The sequence below is a fragment of the Vibrio nigripulchritudo genome (assembly GCF_027924785.1).
Lineage (GTDB): Bacteria > Pseudomonadota > Gammaproteobacteria > Enterobacterales > Vibrionaceae > Vibrio > Vibrio nigripulchritudo.
In genome coordinates this window covers 928,466-948,973 of the sequence record NZ_AP027050.1, presented here as the reverse complement: position 1 = coordinate 948,973, position 20,508 = coordinate 928,466, and the positions used below count along the sequence as shown (strand labels likewise).

At 44.9% G+C, this 20,508-nt stretch carries 16 protein-coding genes and 4 tRNA genes; 5 read left to right on the top strand and 15 right to left on the bottom strand.

All coding sequences use genetic code 11. From position 1 onward, the window contains the following. Positions 1–87 precede the first annotated feature (87 nt). The 4 genes from cydX to QMG91_RS22635 form a co-directional block, all read right to left on the bottom strand. Positions 88–186, bottom strand: coding sequence for a cytochrome bd-I oxidase subunit CydX (cydX, locus tag QMG91_RS22650; protein WP_004405717.1), 99 nt, complete (start codon positions 184–186; stop codon positions 88–90). 14 nt (positions 187–200) lie between these two features. Next, positions 201–1,337 carry a cytochrome d ubiquinol oxidase subunit II gene (gene cydB, locus QMG91_RS22645; protein ID WP_281832442.1) on the bottom strand — a complete coding sequence of 379 codons (1,137 nt, stop codon included), beginning with the start codon at positions 1,335–1,337 and terminating at the stop codon, positions 201–203. A 10-nt stretch (positions 1,338–1,347) separates the two neighbouring features. Continuing rightward, complete coding sequence (locus QMG91_RS22640; RefSeq protein WP_281832440.1) at positions 1,348–2,934, bottom strand: cytochrome ubiquinol oxidase subunit I; 1,587 nt, start codon at positions 2,932–2,934, stop codon at positions 1,348–1,350. 219 nt (positions 2,935–3,153) lie between these two features. Next, positions 3,154–4,572, bottom strand: coding sequence for an aminotransferase-like domain-containing protein (locus tag QMG91_RS22635; protein ID WP_281832438.1), 1,419 nt, complete (start codon positions 4,570–4,572; stop codon positions 3,154–3,156). A gap of 239 nt (positions 4,573–4,811) precedes the next feature. Here QMG91_RS22635 and QMG91_RS22630 point away from each other — a divergent pair, with 239 nt between their 5' ends. After that, the gene (locus QMG91_RS22630) at positions 4,812–6,212 is read left to right on the top strand and encodes an alpha-amylase family protein (protein ID WP_281832436.1); all 1,401 of its coding nucleotides are present in this window, start codon (positions 4,812–4,814) and stop codon (positions 6,210–6,212) included. 69 nt (positions 6,213–6,281) lie between these two features. Here QMG91_RS22630 and QMG91_RS22625 read toward each other — a convergent pair. The 6 genes from QMG91_RS22625 to QMG91_RS22600 all read right to left on the bottom strand — a co-directional run bounded on the left by QMG91_RS22625 (position 6,282) and on the right by QMG91_RS22600 (position 10,030). After that, positions 6,282–6,355: transfer RNA gene (locus QMG91_RS22625), tRNA-Cys, on the bottom strand. Between the two features lie 47 nt (positions 6,356–6,402). Then, positions 6,403–6,489 (bottom strand) — tRNA-Leu (locus tag QMG91_RS22620). Between the two features lie 65 nt (positions 6,490–6,554). Continuing rightward, positions 6,555–6,630 (bottom strand) — tRNA-Gly (locus QMG91_RS22615). 2 nt (positions 6,631–6,632) lie between these two features. Next, a tRNA-Cys gene (locus QMG91_RS22610) sits at positions 6,633–6,706 on the bottom strand. 204 nt (positions 6,707–6,910) lie between these two features. Beyond that, the gene (gene viaA, locus QMG91_RS22605) at positions 6,911–8,359 is read right to left on the bottom strand and encodes an ATPase RavA stimulator ViaA (RefSeq protein WP_022561272.1); all 1,449 of its coding nucleotides are present in this window, start codon (positions 8,357–8,359) and stop codon (positions 6,911–6,913) included. 12 nt (positions 8,360–8,371) lie between these two features. Continuing rightward, positions 8,372–10,030, bottom strand: coding sequence for an ATPase RavA domain-containing protein (locus QMG91_RS22600; RefSeq protein WP_004401428.1), 1,659 nt, complete (start codon positions 10,028–10,030; stop codon positions 8,372–8,374). A gap of 279 nt (positions 10,031–10,309) precedes the next feature. Here QMG91_RS22600 and QMG91_RS22595 point away from each other — a divergent pair, with 279 nt between their 5' ends. The 3 genes from QMG91_RS22595 (at position 10,310) to QMG91_RS22585 (ending at position 12,269) form a co-directional block, all read left to right on the top strand. Then, positions 10,310–10,825: an NUDIX hydrolase gene (locus QMG91_RS22595; RefSeq protein ID WP_281832433.1), complete on the top strand. Its 516-nt coding sequence runs from the start codon at positions 10,310–10,312 to the stop codon at positions 10,823–10,825. Positions 10,826–10,854: 29 nt separating this feature from the next. Continuing rightward, on the top strand, positions 10,855–11,859 hold the full coding sequence (ltaE, locus tag QMG91_RS22590) for a low-specificity L-threonine aldolase (RefSeq protein WP_281832432.1): 1,005 nt from the start codon (positions 10,855–10,857) through the stop codon (positions 11,857–11,859). A gap of 92 nt (positions 11,860–11,951) precedes the next feature. After that, a complete protein-coding gene (locus QMG91_RS22585; protein WP_345739849.1) occupies positions 11,952–12,269 on the top strand; it encodes a c-type cytochrome in 318 nt (105 codons plus the stop codon). A 120-nt stretch (positions 12,270–12,389) separates the two neighbouring features. Here the strand turns inward: QMG91_RS22585 and QMG91_RS22580 are convergent, their stop codons facing one another. The 3 genes from QMG91_RS22580 to QMG91_RS22570 form a co-directional block, all read right to left on the bottom strand. Further along, on the bottom strand, positions 12,390–13,601 hold the full coding sequence (locus tag QMG91_RS22580; RefSeq protein ID WP_223097136.1) for a glycerophosphodiester phosphodiesterase family protein: 1,212 nt from the start codon (positions 13,599–13,601) through the stop codon (positions 12,390–12,392). A 128-nt stretch (positions 13,602–13,729) separates the two neighbouring features. Beyond that, complete coding sequence (locus tag QMG91_RS22575; protein ID WP_004402960.1) at positions 13,730–14,980, bottom strand: DEAD/DEAH box helicase; 1,251 nt, start codon at positions 14,978–14,980, stop codon at positions 13,730–13,732. Positions 14,981–15,045: 65 nt separating this feature from the next. After that, a complete protein-coding gene (locus QMG91_RS22570; protein ID WP_004402959.1) occupies positions 15,046–15,633 on the bottom strand; it encodes an acyl carrier protein phosphodiesterase in 588 nt (195 codons plus the stop codon). A 438-nt stretch (positions 15,634–16,071) separates the two neighbouring features. On the opposite strand from QMG91_RS22570, the gene QMG91_RS22565 reads away from it, so the two are divergent. Beyond that, positions 16,072–17,280 carry an aromatic amino acid transport family protein gene (locus tag QMG91_RS22565; RefSeq protein WP_281832429.1) on the top strand — a complete coding sequence of 403 codons (1,209 nt, stop codon included), beginning with the start codon at positions 16,072–16,074 and terminating at the stop codon, positions 17,278–17,280. Positions 17,281–17,792: 512 nt separating this feature from the next. Here QMG91_RS22565 and QMG91_RS22560 read toward each other — a convergent pair. Together QMG91_RS22560 and QMG91_RS22555 are read right to left on the bottom strand one after the other, a co-directional pair. Continuing rightward, positions 17,793–18,482 carry an HAD-IA family hydrolase gene (locus tag QMG91_RS22560; protein WP_004401716.1) on the bottom strand — a complete coding sequence of 230 codons (690 nt, stop codon included), beginning with the start codon at positions 18,480–18,482 and terminating at the stop codon, positions 17,793–17,795. Positions 18,483–18,653: 171 nt separating this feature from the next. Then, complete coding sequence (locus QMG91_RS22555) at positions 18,654–20,393, bottom strand: HD domain-containing phosphohydrolase (protein ID WP_281870357.1); 1,740 nt, start codon at positions 20,391–20,393, stop codon at positions 18,654–18,656. Positions 20,394–20,508 lie beyond the last annotated feature (115 nt).

Here is a 20,508-nt window from a genome sequence, read left to right as displayed (position 1 = left end):
AATTAAATCCCCCCCTTTCAGTGCAGCAAATAAGACAAAGGGCTCGAGACGACCCGAACCCTTTGATTCTGTTTTAACTAAGATCTGTTACTCATCCATTGCATCGCTGTATTCCAGCCACAGCGCGTTGATGATTCCAAATGCTGCTGCCAGCAGTAATCCCAAAATCCATACGAAATACCACATCACTAACCTCCGGTTTAATACAATGAATTCGAGTTTTCTTTGACAAACTTAGTGTCCAGTCGCCCGAACATTTTGTAGTAAGTCCATGAGGTGTAGCCCAGAATGACTGGGACCATAACAAAGGCAACTAAAGTCATGGCGTTGAGCGTCAGTTCGCTAGAGGTTGCATCCCATAGCGTCAGACTATGATCAGGCGAATGACTGGATGGAATGATAAAAGGAAACATAGTGAGTCCGGCGGTCGCAACAATAGAGGCATTCGCTAAGCTGCTAGAAACAAAAGCGAGACCGTTTTTGCTTAGTCGCGCCGCAAGGGATGCACTAAATAGAGCAATAAAGCCAACAACCGGAGCTATTGCCATTAGCGGGTACTGGCGATAGTTTTCAAACCACAACCCTTTTTGCAACAGCACTTCTTTTACCACAGGGTTTGAGTCGGCGTTCAGATCCATAGGGCTGGTAATCTGATAGCCGTTCACGTCAAACAGCATCCAACCACCTAACATAAACAGAGCGACCAACACCAAAGCAATGACTTGTGCAATTTTCCTCGCGCGGAGGTATACCTCTTCACTCGATTTCATCAGTAGCCAGGTAGAACCCTGCAACAGAGCCATGCACAAACCGACAACGCCGCACAACCACGCAAACGGATTAAGAAGATCGATAAAGCTGCCGTGATAGCTCGGCATGAGCAGGCTGTTTAGCTCAAAAGGAATGCCTTGGATCAGGTTTCCGAAGGCGACACCAAACATGATGGGTGGGATTCCTCCCGAAAACGAAATTGCGATGTCGCAGTACTGTTTCCATTTAGCCGATTCAATTTTCGCCCGATATTCCAGTGCTAGCGGTCGAAACCACAGTGCTGCCAGCGTTAAGTACATAGCGAGATAAAAGCTCGAAAAAGAAGTGGCATAAACCAGCGGCCACGCCGCAAACAGCGCGCCACCAGCTGTGATCAGCCAGACTTGGTTCCCATCCCAATGCGGAGCAATGGAATTAATCATCAGGCGTCGTTCGTACTCGTCTTTTCCGACAAATGGCACAAGCGCACCAACCCCCATATCAAACCCGTCGGTGACCATAAAGCCGATAAGTAAAACGCCAATCAGAACCCACCAGATCAAACGTAAAGTCTCATATTCAAACATCTGATTTCTCCTACACCATGACTTGTTTGCCTAGCGTTGCTTCAACGCCAGCAGGTTGGTTTTCAAAGTGATAACGCCCTGTTTTCAGGCTGCTTGGACCTTTACGCGCAACTTTGATCATCAGATACGCTTCTACCACCATAAACACGGTATAGAGAGCCAAGATTATGCCGAGAGATAACCAGAGCTCTTGCACCGGTAAGGCAGAAGCAGCGATATCGACAGGTAAAATCTCGCCCACCGCCCAAGGCTGCCTGCCATATTCCGCGACAAACCACCCTGCTTCGATGGCAATCCAAGGCAGAGGAATGCTGTAAAATGCGGCTTTAAGAACCCATGTCTTTTGAGTAATTTTGTGGCGACAGGTCTGCAAAAATGCCATGCCGAAAACAAACAGCATGATAAAGCCACAACCCACCATGATCCTGAAAGACCAGAACAACGGCCATACCGTAGGAATCGAATCATCGGCCGCTAGCTGGATCTGCTCTTCTGTGGCATCCGTAACATTTTCCGTATAGCGTTTAAGCAACAGTCCATAGCCAAGGTCTTGTTTTACATCATCGAACGCTTCTATCGTTGTCGATGAATGTTCACCTTCTCTTAAGCGTTCGAGAATTTCATAGGCTTTCATGCCGTTTCGAATACGATCGATATGCTCTTCCCTGAGATCTATCAGACCCGTGACTTGTTCTGTCAGAGAACGGGTTGTAATGATTCCCATCACGTAAGGAATTTTGATCGCATAGTCGTTATGCATGGCTTCCTGATCCGGAATACCGACAAGGGTGAACGCCGCTGGTGCGGGCTCTGTGTGCCATTCTGCTTCAATGGCTGCTAGCTTCACCTTTTGCACATCGCCTAACTCGTAGCCGGATTCATCACCCAGAATGATCACCGATACAATGGACGCCATACCGAAAGACGCCGCAATGGCAAACGAACGACGGGCAAAGGCAACATCCCGCCCTTTTAGCAGGTAGTACGCACTGATGCCCAAAATAAACATAGCGCCACAGGTATAAGATGAAGCCACGGTGTGAACAAATTTCACCTGCGCAACGGGGTTGAGTACCACCTCTGCAAAGCTCACCATTTCCATTCGCATCGTGACGTAGTTAAACTCCGACCCCACTGGATTTTGCATCCAGCCATTTGCCACCAGAATCCAGAGTGCAGAAAAACTCGAACCGAGTGCCACCAACCAGGTCGCCATAAGGTGTTGTCGCTTACTTAGCCTGTCCCAGCCAAAAAAGAACAGACCAACAAAAGTGGATTCCAAGAAGAATGCGACTAACGCTTCAATGGCAAGAGGCGCACCAAATATGTCACCAACATAGTGAGAATAGTATGACCAGTTGGTTCCGAACTGGAACTCCATGGTCAGCCCTGTTGACACCCCAAGTGCAAAATTGATTCCGAACAGTTTGCCCCAGAAACGGGTCATGTCTTTGTATATGACTTTACCAGTCATCACATAGACAGATTCCATAATCGCGAGTAAACAAGACATGCCGACCGTGAGCGGCACAAACAGAAAGTGAAACATTGCGGTTAACGCGAACTGCAACCGCGATAACTCAACCACATCAAACATTGAGGCTCCAAAACATCCGCCAAGATGCATTCCAGATAGATGAAAACACCGAGCTTCTCGTTGTTCATCCTGGTTCAGAGATCTTTCACTATTGAATTGTGTTTAATGTCTCAGAGCTTAGGATGTAGCACGTTGAACAGCTCGACTTTGGCGTATTCCACCACATCCTCGAATTGCGTAACTAGAACAGATTTAGGAACAGTTTTTAGAACAGTTGAGTCAGCACTTTGGATCTTGCAAAGCATGGATTATCTGCCCCAAGCTTTCTATACCCACGCGAATGTTCTCTTCGCACTCATACGACGTATTGATGCGAATATGATGGGAGAATTTTTTGTCGCTGCTGAATATGATCCCAGGCGCGATAGAAAGGTTTTCCTCAATTCCTTTTTCGTAAAGCACTTCCACATCGATTGACGGATCGAGCTCTACCCAAAGAAAATAGCCCCCTTTGCGACCGTGAATTTTTACCCCTTCGGGCAAATGCTTTTCAAGACAGGCAATGTGATCTGCTTTTCTCGCCGCTAACGTTCGGCGGATTTTTCTTAAATGATTGTCGTAACTGTAGTAAGTCAGATAGTGCGAGAGCCCTAGCTGGATTGGAATGCTGGTCGATAAGGTGGAAAGGTGCTGCAACCGCTGAATGGTTAACGTTTTATCACCTGCAACCACCCAACCAATTCTGAAACCCGGTGACAGGGATTTGGAAAACGAGCCACAAAGCAAAATCTGATTTCCTTTGTCATAGGCTTTTGCGGGTAATGGCGGAGTGGTTCCGGCATACAACTCGCCATAGACATCATCTTCAATCATGGGTGTTTTATACTGATGCATCAATTCGGCAAGTCTTTGCTTTTGTTTATCCGTTAGCGAATACCCCACAGGGTTTTGCGCATAGGTCATAAACCAGCACGCTTTAATGTCCATGCTTTTAAGCGCCGATTCCAACACATCGAGATCCAGACCTGATTCCGGGTCTGTAGGAATTTCTACAGCTTCCAGATTCAAACGTTCCAAAGCCTGTAGCACACCATAAAAAGCCGGATATTCAATAGCCACTCTGTCACCCGGTTTGGTGCAGGCCTGAAGGCTGAGATTCAATGCCTCCATAGCACCGGAAGTAATCACGATTTCCTTCGGCAGCACATTCAACCCCCGTTGCTGATAGCGCTGTGCAATTTGCCGGCGCAAAGACTCGCTACCAGGAGGTAAGTTTGTCAGCATACTGTTGCTCGGCATCTGCCGGCTTGCGTTGGCCAGGCTGCGGGATAATGCCTGATGCGGAAACAAAGCAGGATCAGGAAAGGCGCTGCTGAGTGGGATGATGCTCGGGTCTTTGGCTCGGTGGAGAACGTCGTAAAGCAGGTCGCTGATTTTTACTGGAAACGGTTCTAGCTTTTTAACCTTATCATCACCGATATGAATCCCACGCTGAGGCATTACATAATAGCCGGATTTGGGTTTAGCCTGAATGTATCCCTGATTTTCGAGTAACTGATACGCTTGCAGTACCGTTTCTATACTCAGCTTATATCGCTTACAGGTTGCGCGTATGGAAGGAAGCTTTTCACCGCTCAGCCAGATCTTATGTTCGATCTGCTTCTTTAAATCATTAGCCAGCTTTTGCGGTTTCTTCATTAGCTTTGCCTTTCGCCCTTAACCTTCTGTTTAGCCTAGGAATATATACTCAAACCGCCCTAATATGCCAGAGCCAGAATTATAGAAGCGAGTGAAGCATACAAAATTCTATCAAATCCACATCATAGAAAATTTCACCCCTACACTTGTTGATGAGGTTTCCGGTTACCACATTGTTGGGTTTACTCTTTGGTCAATAAGCATAGATTTTGTTATTCCAATAATAAGAGACAAACACTATGAAAAAATCCATAAAACCATCACTAGCTGTGATTGCTTGCCTCTCCATTCCTACAACTGCCTCTGCTGAAGCTATTTTGCACGCGTTTAACTGGCATTATTCCGATGTCACTGCGCGAGCAGAACAAATCGCACTAGCAGGCTATAAAAAGGTGTTGATTTCCCCCGCTATGAAGTCTCGCGGAGACAAATGGTGGGCGCGCTATCAGCCGCTCGATTTCAGGGTGATAGATTCCCCTATCGGCAACAAACAAGATTTACAAAACATGATCAACGCATTGGCTCAGTACAATGTTGATGTTTACGCCGATGTTGTGATGAATCACATGGCGAACGAATCGCTCAAACAGGATGGACTCAACTATCCGGGAAGCGATGTAATTCAGGATTACCAACAGCGTGCGGGTTACTACGCTGCGCAAACTCTGTATGGCGATTTGAATCACAATCAGTATTCTTCTGCCGATTTCCACCCTGCTGGATGCATTACTGATTGGGATAACCCAGGACACGTGCAGTACTGGCGATTATGTGGACCTAATGGAGACACCGGTCTGCCAGATCTAGAGGTAAATCCATGGGTTATAGACCAGCAAAGACAATATCTTGCTGCTCTGAAGAATATGGGAGTTAAAGGCTTTCGTGTTGACGCGGTAAAACACATGAGCCTTCACCACATCAATCAGATTTTCACACCGCAGATCTCTGCCAATATGCACATTTTTGGTGAAGTCATTACGGGAAGTGGTCAGGGTGATTCCAGCTACGACGGGTTCCTTGTCCCTTATCTAAATGGCACCAATCATTCCGCGTACGATTTCCCACTTTTTTCTTCAATCCGACGTGCTTTCTCTTATAACGGAAGTATGACCTTGCTGCATGATCCAAAGGCTTACGGTCAGGCGTTGGAAAGCACAAGAGCAATTACCTTCACAGTCACACACGACATTCCAAACAATGCGGATTTCAGACATCAAATCTTAGATCCAAAAGATGAAGAACTGGCTTATGCCTATGTTTTAGGGCGTGATGGTGGCGTCCCGCTGATTTACAGTGACGAGTTACCAGACAACGAAGATCAGGACAACGGTCGTTGGGCAAACGTATGGAATGATTCAACCATGGTTAAAATGCTCAGCTTCCACAACGCGATGCAGGGACAAGGGATGACCATGGTGCATAGTGACCAATGCACACTGCTGTTTAAACGCGGTAAGCAAGGTGTGGTTGGCATTAATAAATGTGGAGAGAGCAAGCATATAACTGTGGATACCTACCAACACGAATTTAACTGGCACATGCCATACAAAGACGTACTTTCAGGATCAACAGAAACGGTAAGCTCGCGTTATCACACGTTTGAACTGCCACCCCGTTCTGCAAAGATGCTTAAATTGTAGTTTTGTACTCAATTAGAAAAAGAAAAACCCCAGAAGGTAACTTCTGGGGTTTTCTATTCATTCAAAGAATGGAGGCGCCTCCCGGAGTCGAACCGAGGTCCACGGATTTGCAATCCGCTGCATAGCCACTCTGCCAAGGCGCCTTTATTTTTTTATGCTTACCTTTGTGATAAAGGTAAACCTTTGTAGATGGTGCCCCGGGCCGGACTTGAACCGGCACAGCGCGAACGCCGAGGGATTTTAAATCCCTTGTGTCTACCAATTCCACCACCAGGGCACACAATATTCATTGTGATGGAGACACCATCTGGATACCGCTAATCAAGCCATACCACTTTAATTTGGAGCGACACACGAGGTTCGAACTCGTGACCTCAACCTTGGCAAGGTTGCGCTCTACCAACTGAGCTAGTGTCGCAATGGAGGCGCGTCCCGGAGTCGAACCGAGGTCCACGGATTTGCAATCCGCTGCATAGCCACTCTGCCAACACGCCAAACCGAACTGCTTTAGGAGTCTCTCCCGCCGCGTTCGATGCACACTTTACGGATTCACCAACAGGAGTCAAACAAAAATTTAAGTTTTTCATTCGGTTGATGCTTAATAAAGCAAACCGACGTTTGTTTGATCTTTATTTGGTTAAAAATCACTATTTGGAATTATTGGAAAAATTAGGTTTAAGAAGACAGAAAGTAAAGCGTTACCACTTCTTGAACATTCTGCCCACAAGATTTGGGTGGTATGCCCAGCAATGGTCGAACATCGACATTAACTGAGGGTTCCCATATTTAGATAAACTGATCGCGTGGAAGCGATTTGATTTCTCTTTTAGCTGATTCACTTTTTCCAGAATGTGTTCTGGTTGTTTAGGTGCAATAAAGTCTGAAATCACAACCAAATCTGCATTGCGGTATTTATCCGATGACATCAAATCGATGGATTTTTCAATGACCGGATCTATATCAGTACCGCCGTGGAACGTATAAGACAAAAAGTCACTGGCTTCGCGTAACCCATCCTGCTTGGTCAGCTCATAGGTGATCTGCTCGGTCGAGAAGATGATAACGTAGCACTCGCGTCCTTCCGCCAGTGCAATTTGCATAAGCGCATAAGCCATTGCTTTGGCACATTGCTCTGGGAAGCCGCTCATCGAACCGGATGCATCCACACAAATGATGAAAGGTCCTTTTTCAATATCAACCTTCGCGTTGTCTGGCGTCACTGCCCTTACCTTGCGAAGTTTTCGCGACTTGCCCTGAGTTTTGTAGTTCATCAGGCGCTTGTCGATCAGATGCTTGTAGAACACCACTTCCAGTTCAGGATACGCCAGAAACATGGTTTCATTAGGAAGCAATTTGTTGAGATCATCACTTTCGTGAATACCTACAATGTCGTCTGTGGCTTCGTCACTTTTCTCTTCGACGACTCTTAACTCTTCATTTGGGGCTTTGTTCAGATCTGGGTCTTCAACTTCACTGGCCATGCGCCCAAGCTTTTCAGCGATTTCCTGTAAGGTTCCGTTCTTTTTCAGGAAGTCTGCATGATGCTTCATGGTTGAAATGTCGGTTTTAGACAACTTGGCAGACGCCATATCCCAAAGCTTACCTATTTGCGCTTCTTCACCAGATTCCGTCACCTTGTCCATGTTCTTCATGGTTTCAATGCGTTGGTACAAGTCTTCGAGCAGCTTTTCTTTGTCACTTTCCAACTCGCTGACCTGCGCCTGTTTAAGCGCCTCACTGAGGCTTTTGTACCACTGGTCACAGAAGTAATGTGGGAACATCGGGTTGTTGACCCCTTTGTTCTTTTCAAGCAGGCGTCTGGCTTGTAAATAGAACGCAGAATGCCATTCAAGACGCTTGATCACGTCGTGGATCTTGACGAAAAACTCGTCTTCCGTCCAATGAATAACTTCCTGATAAAGTGCCAGTTCGTTGCGAAAATGCTCGGTATCGCACACCTTGGTCATTTTGCGTTTAACTTTGCCGCGCCATTTAAGAAGGTGATTCTTCATTGAAGATTTAACGCCGCGATTGTTTTCTGCCACCATCATGACTTGAGAACGTGCCATCAAGTCGTTGACCGCCGTATCTATCAGCCCTGAATCTGCAATCATTAACGCCAGATTTAAACTATCAGCCCCTAACATTCCGCCCCCTTCCTATTCGAAGTACTCGTTTAGGTGTTTGATGCGAAACGCCACTTTCTCGCATTCGGCTTTTGTCGACTCAAGCGTATGAGTGATGGACTGAATGCTGGCTTCCATTTGTGTCGGTAACTCCGGGTCAATAAAGCTGTGCGGCAATGCGCCATGAAAATCGGATTTAACCTGTCTTAGGTGATGCTCGGCCGCCGTAAGCTGCTCCAGTGCGTGATTGGCTTTCTCGCTCCACTCCTGGAACAGTTCTTCCTCCAGCCCATCGTTAGTCACCAACGTAACCAGAACCGAGCGGTTTGCGATGTCTTTAATCACCAACTGCTCATCAGCGTCCAGACCAAACTTCAAACGCCCCAGATTGGTGTTTTGGTTGACGTAACCGTAGGCATCGCCACCACCTTCTTTGATCACCTTCTCCAGCTCGGTCATTGAGAGGTAAACCCAGCGGGTATTGCCTTTTTCACCCTCCCAAACAGACATGTTGCTTTGTAGAAGCGCAAGTTTCACCAATCCAGAGTCACGCCCGACCTGATAACGCTTGGCGTTACCTGTATCGAAATGGTGAATCTCTTTCTTAAGTAATTTACCTGTGCTGTCTACGGACAGATGCATAGCGTGTTTGGCTTCCAATTCATCCTGAACTTCGTCCAGTTCCTCTTTGCAGGTTTCGATCTGCTGATTGATCGTAACCTGATCAAATGCATGATTGATGGCGAAGTCACGAACCACTTCTTCCACAATCTCACGCGATTCAGGGCTGTTCCACAAGCAATCCTGCAGTAACAACAAGTCCAGAGGATTGATGGTGTCTCGCCCGTTAAAGTACGCGCTGGCTTTGAGTAACTTCACTGCCTTTTTCCAGCGACGGTCAGACACATAAAGATCCGTATCAGCAATATCAACACCACTGTCAACACGTTGCTCAATCATGCTTTTCAACTGATACAGCTTTTCAAATACTGACTCGGACAAAGAGAGTGTGTCCAAATCCTGAAGCCACTGGTGATACTCTTCATTGGTGATCGCCAGCCCTTCTGGAATTTGTGCCTCTTGCGGCGTACCTACTGTAAGCATAGAACGAAAGTTCTGCTTATCCTGAATTCGGTTTACGAACACTCGAACCAACATGCGGTCGTATAAGGCTTCTAATCCACTGTCTTCGTCGGGCAGCTCATTTGAAGCAGACACCAGCAATCGCATTGGCACTTTTTCAATTTCGTTACCATTTTTAAACGTTTTTTCGTTTACGACAGTAAGCAGAGTATTAAGGATGGCAGGACCGGCTTTCCAGATTTCATCTAGGAAAACGACTTGAGCGGTGGGCAAATATCCTTCTGTCAGACGAACGTATTTACCGTTGTCTTTTAATTCCTGAATGCTTAAAGGACCAAACACCTCTTCCGGTGTGGAAAAACGAGTCATCAGATATTCAAAGTATGAGCTGTTATCGAAAGCTTGTATTAAGCGTTTTGCAATTAAGCTTTTTGCGATACCAGGAGGTCCTAGCAAGAAAACACTTTCGCCAGAAAGCGCGGCAAGCAGGCAAAGCTTGATGGTATGTTCTCTTTCGTACACTCCATCGGAGAGTGCGTGCACCAATTTATTGATACGTTCTGATAAGAGTGCCTTCTGAGCATGAGTTGGATTATTAGAACCTAACATTTCGACACCTCGGCATCAGACAAATTTGATAATTTCATTTTAGTATTTTTATACATTTGTTATCACTTTGTTACAAGTAATATCTTGTTTTATTAGACTCTTATAGCAGATCTACACCAAATCGATGGGAAAGAAATCTTTGATTACGTAAATGAGATTTTCATCAGGAAAATATTGAGCTAAGTGATGGAAAAGTCAGAAGTAGGACTTTTTTCATGATTGTGTCTTTACAAAACAGATGCGTGCCAGCAGTATCATTAAAAAAGCAATGGAAACGCTATGTCCCGCACAATACACAGTTGGAAAAATATCTCGCTTTGCGAAGAGGATTTGAACCTTCCAACCGGAAAGCCCATTACCCACACGACCATCGTACATCCGGGTGCTGCTGTCATTTTACCAATCCTTCCAGGCAACCGAATTCTGCTCATCAGGCAGTATCGTCCGTCTCTGAAAAAGTGGATATTGGAAGCGCCTGCTGGCACCAAAGAGCCAGATGAGTCTCCAGAATGTTGTGCAAAAAGAGAGTTGGAAGAAGAAACGGGTTACAGCGCGGGCAGTTGGCATTCTTTAGGGCAGGTTACGCCATTAGCGGGGTTCTGTGACGAGATACAACACTTATTTGTCGCCAAAGATTTAAAAAAGACCGATCGTTTAAGTTGCGACGACGATGAGGTTATTGAGCTACTTCCTCATTCACTTGAAAACATTGAAAATGCGATAAAAAACGACGAGTTAACCGATGCTAAAACCATCGCCAGCATTTACAAAGCCAAGTTATGCGGATTACTATGAAACGCCGACCATAAAGGATAAATGACATAATGGATTTTAGATCAGACACTGTCACTCAACCTACCCCAAGTATGAAACAAGCCATGATTGATGCACCACTGGGTGACGATGTGTATGGTGATGACCCGACTGTAAACGATTTGGAACAATGGGCAGCGCAGCGACACGGCTTTGAAGCCGCGTTATTTACCACATCCGGCACGCAGGCCAATTTGCTCGCCCTAATGAGTCATTGTGAGCGCGGTGACGAATACATTTGTGGGCAACAGGCACACAATTATCAATATGAAGCGGGAGGCGCGGCAGTACTAGGTTCTGTTCAGCCTCAGCCAATCGAAAACGAACCAGATGGTCGAATCTGTTTAAAGAAAGTCGCCGCTGTAATCAAACCAGACGACTTCCATTTTGCGCGTACCAAACTTCTGAGCCTGGAAAACACCATCAATGGTAAAGTCCTTCCTCTTAGTTATTTAGAAGAAGCGCGACAGTTGACCACTGAAAAGGGTTTGAAATTGCATTTGGACGGTGCTCGTGTTTATAACGCAGCGGTTGCGCTGGATGTAGATATTAAAGAAATCGCTCAGCATTTTGATTCTATGACGATCTGCCTTTCTAAGGGACTGTCTGCCCCGATTGGATCGCTGTTACTCGGTGACAAAGCGTTGATCGAAAAAGCTCGCCGTATTCGAAAGATGCTGGGTGGCGCGATGCGACAGGTCGGTATTCTCGCTGCAGCAGGTAAAATCGCGTTAACTGAGCAAGTAGAGCAACTCAAAGCTGATCACAAACACGCTAAGCAGTTAGCAGAAGGCCTGGCAACAATACCTGGGTTTAGTGTAAAGCCTGAACTGGTTCAGACGAATATTGTGTTTGCGAAAGTAGATGAAACGATAGACGTTGATAGCCTCACGAATAAGCTGGCTGAACAAGGAATTATCATTAACCCACGAAGCCCGATTCGATTTGTTACACACAAAGACGTATCGTCGGATGATGTGAACACTTTGGTTGATACCATTAGACGTTTGATTTAATGCAAACTTAGAGTGAATAATGATTGAGCTTCCCCTTAGGGGAAGCTTTATTTTTGCCTAAAACAAGAAGCAATTTAGGCTGAAGCAATTACATGAGAAGTACCAAATCAATCGTTACCCTGTCCCTTTTCACGCTATTTTTCTCCCCCTTACAGTCATTCGCCGGTGATCCAGAGATGGGCAAATTGAAATCATCGAGTTGTGTTTTTTGCCACGGGACAAACTCTGATGCCGAAACAACGTATCCCAGCCTTCTTGGGAAAGATGCTCAAGCGTTGATTGATGCAATGGAAGAATACAAAAATGGAGACAGAAAAGGTGCGATGGCTGACATGATGAGAGCTCAGCTTCAGCATCTAGACAGCAATGACATAGCCGATATCGCTGCGTTTTATACGGAGCTTAATTAGGGTCTGTTGACCTTTAGAAAAACAAAAGGGAAGAGCATGCCCTTCCCTTTGCCGATACCGTTCCTAGGCGATTGACCAGAATGACCTAGGTAAGATCGGCGAAATCTGGTGTCAGTTGACCTACATTTTCATGCAGTTCGCATAGTAAGTCGTGGTCGCAGGCCAGTCAGAGAAAACACCTAGGACACCGACATCTTTAGCCAGCACGTCCAGTAATACCATGGTGTCGCCATCATTATTGGTTGCGTCTTTGATGGTTTGATAATACCAGCCACCACCATTACCCAGAGGACCAGAGCGTTCAAGTGTCCAGGTGATGATGTCTAAACCCGCTTTCTTCGCCAGTTTGGTATATTCAGATGGAACAATTTTTCCAGAATCATCAAGAGTAACCAGTGCCCACATTGGAGGCGCAATGATCTGTACTCCATCCGCAACCAGTGCTTTCATGTCGGCTAGAGTCGCTTTGAAGTTTTCGTCGTTATAGACGCGATCATCCAGATACACTGCTTGTTTTCCAAATTCAGGGTTGTTCTGAATCCAGTACTTAACATCTGCAAGGTTAAAAGACTGTGCGTAAACATCGCTCGCGGGAACGTCTGCTGCTCGATATTCATTTATCAGCTTTTGAGCGTACATTTCCTGAGAAAATCCGTTGAACGGCATATCTACCGCTGGGGACTTGAGCTCCGGTGTCATCTTCACACCGTGTTTTTTGAACAAGGCGATACTTTCAGCATGCGTCATCAGCGTGCCTTTGCTGGCGTAAAGGTCAGTTCTCCAGCCAGCTGTGCCATCCATATACTCTTCAACGGTTGTTGCCATCGGATTGGCACCGTCCATTTTGCCGGTCAGGCGTTTGAATTCAGCGAGCGTAAAGTCTGATGTTCGGCATTCGACTTTGGCTTTTTCACCTGTTGAAGGGTTCGCAGGCTGAAATGGAATGCTGCATTTTGCCGCGAGATCTGGATGCGCAAGAACATCCGTCGTGGTGTGTAAGTCACTTTGAGAATGGCGACAAACCAGTTCTTTGTCTTTGGTGAAGGTAACATCACATTCAAGGACGCCTGCCCCCATCTGGATGGCGGCAACATACGATTCTTTAGTATGCTCAGGAAACTGCATTGGCGCACCGCGGTGCCCAATAGAAAATTCGCTGCGGTAGAATGGACCCGTACTGCACTGCTGCAATTTGCGTTTAAGTGCGCCGTCGTCCATATCTTCAATCAGGTACAAAGGTCGTGGTCCTAACTGGACCGCATCGTGTGCAATGGCATTGAGGGACGATCCAAACAGTACCACTGCTGCGACCGCCTTCATCAAGTTGTTCATGGGGTGACTCCTGTCAGTTATTTTTCTTTTGAAGGAGTCAACTTAAAAGCTCGAAATGACAACTGCGTGAACAAGTCATGGCAGTTTTATGTTGTTGATAAAAATCTTAATTCTGAAATCTAAATCTGCTATTTCTTAGCTTTTCCCCTGCCATGGTGGATCTTAAGTTTCGCTTTTAACTTACGTTTTTCCGAACCACGGCTTTTTCGTTTTCTTGGCTTATCTTCTGAAATCTCTTCTTCTAAGCTGGGCTCGAAACCAGTCAACCATTCTTGAGGCAGGCGCTTATCCAGTAGCCTTTCGATGGCATTCAACAGGTATTCTTCATCACGGCTCATCAATGAAACGGCAAAACCTTCACACCCAGCACGACCCGTTCGACCAATTCTATGAATGTAATCTTCCGCTTTATACGGCATATCGAAGTTGACCACCTGCTCAAGTTGGTGAATGTCCAAACCACGAGCCGCAACGTCTGTCGCGATCAGCGCTCTGACTTTTCCAGTTTTAAAATCATCCAGTGCTTTCTGGCGTGCTCCCTGACTTTTATCACCATTAATTGATGCGGCTTTTATACCGTCAAGCTTCAGTTCTTTGACTAGCGCGTCAGATCCTTCTCTGGTTTTAGTAAATACCAGAACCTGCTGCCAGTTTCTTGAACCGATCAGATAGGCGAGAAGCTCTGATTTACGCTTTTTGTCCACCGGGTACACCATTTGTTTAACGGTATCGGCGGTTGAATTATTGGGTGTAACCTGAACCTCTACAGGCTGCGTGAGGATTCGGTAGGCAACTTTCTTGACGTTATTGGCAAAGGTTGCGGAAAAGAATAGCGTCTGGCGCGCATCATTCAAACGGCGGAGAATACGTTGAATGTCTGGCATGAAACCCATGTCCAGCATTCGATCCGCTTCGTCGAGAACCAGGACTTCCGTTTCGTTGAGCTGAATATTTTTGGTAAACAGGTGATCGAGTAAACGCCCCGGTGTTGCGACAAGAATATCCACCCCACCCTGCAGTTTCTCAGTTTGCACTTTCATACTTGTGCCGCCATACACTGCCAGCACTTTTACATCCAGTTCATGCGCATAACTGCTCAAGTTTTCTAACACCTGTTGAGCCAGTTCGCGCGTCGGGACCAAAACCAGACTACGTACCAGTTTGTCGGTTAACGGTTTTGGCGATTTGATCAAGCGCTGAATGATTGGCAAACCGTAAGCAGCGGTTTTACCTGTTCCAGTCTGCGCCCCGGCAAGAACATCTTTTCCGTCTAAAATATGCGGAATAGACTTCTCCTGAACAGTCGTTGCCTCCTTAAAACCCAGTTGAGTGATACGAGAAAGCAAAGCAGGAGTGAGACCAAGATTTTCAAATTGCATAAGGCAGAATCCGACACAAAAACAGGAGCGCGGATTGTATACTCATTAATGACTGTGGCGCAAAATTAAAGAGAAGAATAAAAGGCTTTGGCGTTTTTCAGCACATCAGGATAAAGCGTATGAAACGCTTGGTTGAGTGCTTTGTACTCTGATTCTAACGTCGCACCACATTCGCTCAAACTTGCCAGCCTTGGGCGGCGCATTGCCATTCTTTTCAAGGCAAACTGAATATTACTCAACTCAGCGTAAGACAGCAGCCACTGACCTTCCCACATATAACCAGAAACAGTTAGAAAACGTTCGGGCAATTCGTCTGTTTCTTCACTCTTTACGTCACTTTCGGCATACAGGCAAAATTCCGACAAAGACATCTTGTGATGGTGTTTCCAGTGACGGGCAAGGCAATGATCCCAAAACATGTCGAGTGCAATGGGTGCAAAGCGTTTAAGCTCTTCGGGGAATAGAGGTTTAAGATCTTTTACGATTGGATGAGTGTCGGTGTAGGAATCGACGAATCGATGGAGCTTAATACCGTTAACAATGTCTTGTTGAAATCGACCATCAGGAGACCCTTTAACAAAGTCCCCTAATAAGTTTCCAAGCAAGTTACTTTTACAAAAGTCTGCGATGTGCAGATGGGCGAGATAATTCATGAAGGTGAGTGGAATCTGACTTTTAGTCTTCCACCAATTCCTCTAATAGATAGTCAGACAAGTTTAGACCAATTTCCATCGCATCCAAAAGCTCAAGGCTTTCTTCTTCGAATTTGGTGTCTGAATTCGGTTCTTCAATCATAGGGTTTCCTCACTAAGGAAAATCTGAACTTATACATTTGGTTTAGATATAAGGCAGCGCCTTTAAAATTCCTACAAAAACACACCTACATTACAGTCAAAGTTTGAAGTTCATCTAGAAAATATCTCAACCACCCGACTGTAAATAATTATATACGATTTGGGTATTTTTTACTTTACACACTTTCTTGTTGCTTTACGCCTCCTCTGGCAAAGTACCAGACATTCAAAAACTGGCTATAAAATGAGAAAAGCCTCACTTTATGTCACGCCCTCAAGGTCATACTGTAAAAATTAATGAACACTCATAAATCTAAAGTCTTTGGCAGCACACTTATCATCGCTGGAACCACTATTGGCGCGGGAATGCTCGCCTTGCCACTTGCTTCAGCAGGAATTGGTTTTATTACGTCTTTAATGATCATGTTAGGGATTTGGCTGTTAATGGTGTATACCGCCCTGCTTATGCTTGAGGTTCACCAACATGCCGATGCAGATGCCACGCTGCATACATTGGCACAGCAATTTTTAGGGAAAAAAGGGAAATGGGTGGCAACCTTTGCCATGCTTTTCCTTTTTTACGCACTTTGCGCTGCCTATATTGCTGGTGGCGGAGAGCAGTTCCACCAGAGGCTGTCATCCCTCATGGACATTGAAATCAGCCCGACTGTGTCCACCGTCATTTTTACAGCTTTAGTTGCTGGCGCGGTTACTTTAGGCACCTCTTCAGTAGATAAAATCAATCGTGTCCTGTTTACGATAAAAATTCTCGCGATGGGTATTACGCTTTATGTGCTTGCTCCGGGGATAAACTCTGGTTACCTGGTTAACATGCCTGTACAGCAAGCGCTGATCATTTCTGCTTTACCAGTCATCTTTACCTCATTTGGCTTTCACGGCAGTATTCCAGCCGTCGTCAAATACCTTGATAAAGACATAAAGGGTTTAAGAATCGCACTGATCCTTGGTTCTTCCTTACCTCTTTTACTTTATGTTCTCTGGCAGGTGTCAACACTGGGAGTACTAAGTCAGGATGAACTGAACGCTCAAGATGGTCTGGCTGGGTTCATGCAGGCACTGTCTTCAACTGTTCAATCTGGATCTGTACAAAATGCTATTTCAGTCTTTGCCGACCTTGCGTTGCTGACTTCCTTTCTAGGTGTGAGTCTGGGTTTGTTTGAATTTCTGGGAGACAGCCTGAAAAAGCACACTAAGGATTCCAGAGTTAAAACAGCGTTGATTACTTTTGTTCCACCTATGGCATTTGCACTTTTCTACCCTCAAGGGTTTATCATGGCATTGGGTTACGCAGCGATTGCCTTGGTCATACTGGCTGTATTTCTACCTGTCAAAATGGCTCATACGGCGAGAAAAATTCACTCATCAAAATCAACGTATGTAGTTGCTGGTGGCTCTGCAAGCCTTGCAATCTGTATGATTGCCGGTATCACCATTATTGCGACCCAGTTCCTCATCTCTTTCGGATTATTAGCATCCATTGGTTAGATAATGATCACATAGGCTTGAAATACTATTTCAGTTTTCAAGCCAAATTTGTGTTTTTTAACACTTATATGTCAAAAATTTGAATCTTGGCGCAGTTCCAAATGAATCTGGTAACATATCGAAAACCCAAATGGCTTTCTAAATATGTGACTGCTATATTCAAAAACGTTGTTGCGATAAGCGGTTAAGTGCAACCAGAATTATTTTATGTGAAGTTACTTCCAGTTTTTGAGAGGTTGATATGCCGTTTAAATTCGTTTCTTTCGCACCGATCCGGTGTGACAAAAAACCTGCATGCTCATGCCCAAATTGTGGAAGCGAAGATTTCTTGATTTCAGAAAACGGCAAGGTCCTGATATGTGAACATTGTGGCAAAGTCACAAAGGACACCACACCAGAGCCTGAAACCCACGAAACCGTTCACTAATAAATTCAGATTTCAGATACAAGAAAGGCACCTATAATCAGGTGCCTTTTTTAATTTTGAGTCTTTGCATTCCGAGACTGTCGATTTAAGAAGCCGAAAAGTTAAGTTTGAGCTCCGATGTTTTCTGTTCAAAGTTAAACAGAATCTCTTCAATATTTGAAATTGTATGCACCGCTTCATGATCGACTTGGTACTCAGGCTGATTAGGGCGGTAGTAATAGGTTGTCATACCGGCTCTTATCCCTGCTTCTACCCCTTTCAAAGTATCATCAACATAGATGCATTCCTTGGGTGACACGCCCATATTCAAGGCGGTATAAAGCAGAAGATCTGGTTCTGGCTTCCAGCTGTTTGCATCGAATGCGCTATAAATGGCATTGCGGAAATAGCTGTTTAGCCCTGTTAATCGAAGCGCATGTTTAATTTTATCGCTCTCGCTATTAGAGGCGATACAAACACCAATGCCCAATTGCTGAAGCTGGCTCAACAAATAGTTGGCCCCTTTGATCGGCTTAAGCTGTGCTTCGTATAGGACTTGTTTTCTGTCTCGATAGAGTGGTTCAAGCAAATCCAAAGAGAGATTGCAATTCAGTCTGTGGCAAGTCTCGGCAAGAATATCTGCGGGTTTTCCCCCCTGAAAGTGATTCAGACAATCTTCTAAACTGATGTTTTTATTGAAATGAGCAAATACATCAACGATCGCCTGACAGCACAACACTTCACTGTCGACCAGCGTTCCTTCACAATCAAAAATCACGCAACGTATTTTATCCATATTACACCCAAGTCAATTGAGGGAAATTTGAGTGTTGTACAGCAACGCTTCTTTGGAAAGCTGAGAAAACGAAATCTGCTAGCAGCAGCCTGAATTTATATCCAAAGTGGCATCTTGATCACGATGCTTATGAATTTTTCTGTCTTATTCTTGTGTAAGTGGGAATGTTGACTACATAGCTCTTTCCAGACGCACCACATTGTCGGGATGTTCGTGGCGAATTTTCACAAATTCATCAATATTTTCAATAAGTAACGAAGTTAAATCAGGGTCAAATTGTTTCCCCTGCTTCTCAAGAAAATATTCCGTGACACTACTAATATCCCATTCACTCTTGTAACTTCGGCGGCTGAGAAGTGCATCAAATACGTCTGCAATCGCGGTGATACGTGCATAAATATGAATGTCGCTGCCTTTTTTGCCATTGGGGTATCCGTTCCCATCCCAATGCTCATGATGTTCTAGCGCGACTATTGCCGCGAGCGCCATCACATCGCCATCTGAAGAGTTAAGCAGGTTGAATCCACTTATGGTGTGGGTTTTCATTACTTCCCATTCGTTGTCATTCAGCCTACCCGGTTTATCCAAAATGGATTCAGGAATAGCTATCTTGCCAACATCGTGCATGGGTGTAATCACTTCTATCAGTTCGCAATCGGCTTTGTTCATGCCATACAGCTTTGCCAGATACGAAGACAATTTGGCAACCCGCTTAACATGGTTGCCCGTCTCACCCGAACGCGATTCTATCGCTTCTCCTAAAACATGGATCATATCTTTCTGAACTTTCAGGGTTTTCTCGTGTAATTCAAATATCTTTTGATTCTTATTCGCTAACTCCTTTTTTTGACGAATAGAAACAGACTGCAAAGCAATAATCACGATAAGTATCGAAATGATAGTCCCGGAGTAAACCAGCATTTCGAGGTTATCTTCTATGAATGATGAGGGCTTGTTGATGACGAATGCATTGGTTGGCAACGAATAGGCTGGGATACCAAAACGTTTCAATGCCCGAAAGTTGAAGATGTCACTGTGCTGTTTTGCACTGGGCAAATCTTCTGAAAGGTTGAGAGGGACATCTTTCGCCAAAAGCTTAGCCGCGGTTACACCCAGAAGAAATGGGTCTTGCACCCGCCCCCCTAAAACGTCACCTTTTATATTGTGCTCCCAAAGAACAAATACCGGTGCTTCGCTGGAATCTGCAATCTTTCTCGCAATCTTGTCGTAACTGTGGAAAACGCCCTCTTCAATTTCACTATTGAAATGGGTTAGCAAAACAGCATCTTCACTCGATGCGTTACCAAGCACGTTCCGAGCTTGTTCCAGTGTTTCCGCCGTCAATTCAACCAGTTGTATATTCTGATATATATTGAAATGCTTTTTTATCTCGTTGCGAACTATGGTAGAAGTCAGGCTGTTGTCAGAAAGTAGATAGAGTTTTTTAATATTTGGTCTTATTCTTATAATTATTTTTAAATTCTCTAATATATTATCTTCTTCGTATAGAATTGTATTTATATTCGTTATTGAATTTAAACTGGCTTGCCTGTCGTTAATACCAACGGCCACTGTCGGAACATTTCTTACCAGCTCACTATTAAATTCATTCATGAATTTTAATGCTCTGTCGTCGGTAATAATTATTCCATCAAAATAGTAATCTTTATACTTTACTTCCAAAAACTTTTTTAAGTCTTCAAAATAATCATCCCGATGGTTTCGCTTAGTATCCAGGTACTCAATGGAAGGAGCGATAACGGTATTGCTGTTTTGAAAGGCGTAAGAGATCCCCCGCTGAATGTCTGCGGTCCATTCATATGAAGGGTCGTAAGAGTGCAATACAAGGATATGAGGGTTGTGGACACTAGTGTTTGTATATGGCTGATTATATGAAACTTCTTCAGACAAGCTTGCGTAGACCTGCCCTGTAAACAGGCAGGCACAGTATACAAGCATAGCGTTTAAGAAAGAGCGTCTCATAGAGATTTACGTACATATATTTGCAGAACAATGCGAAACATAT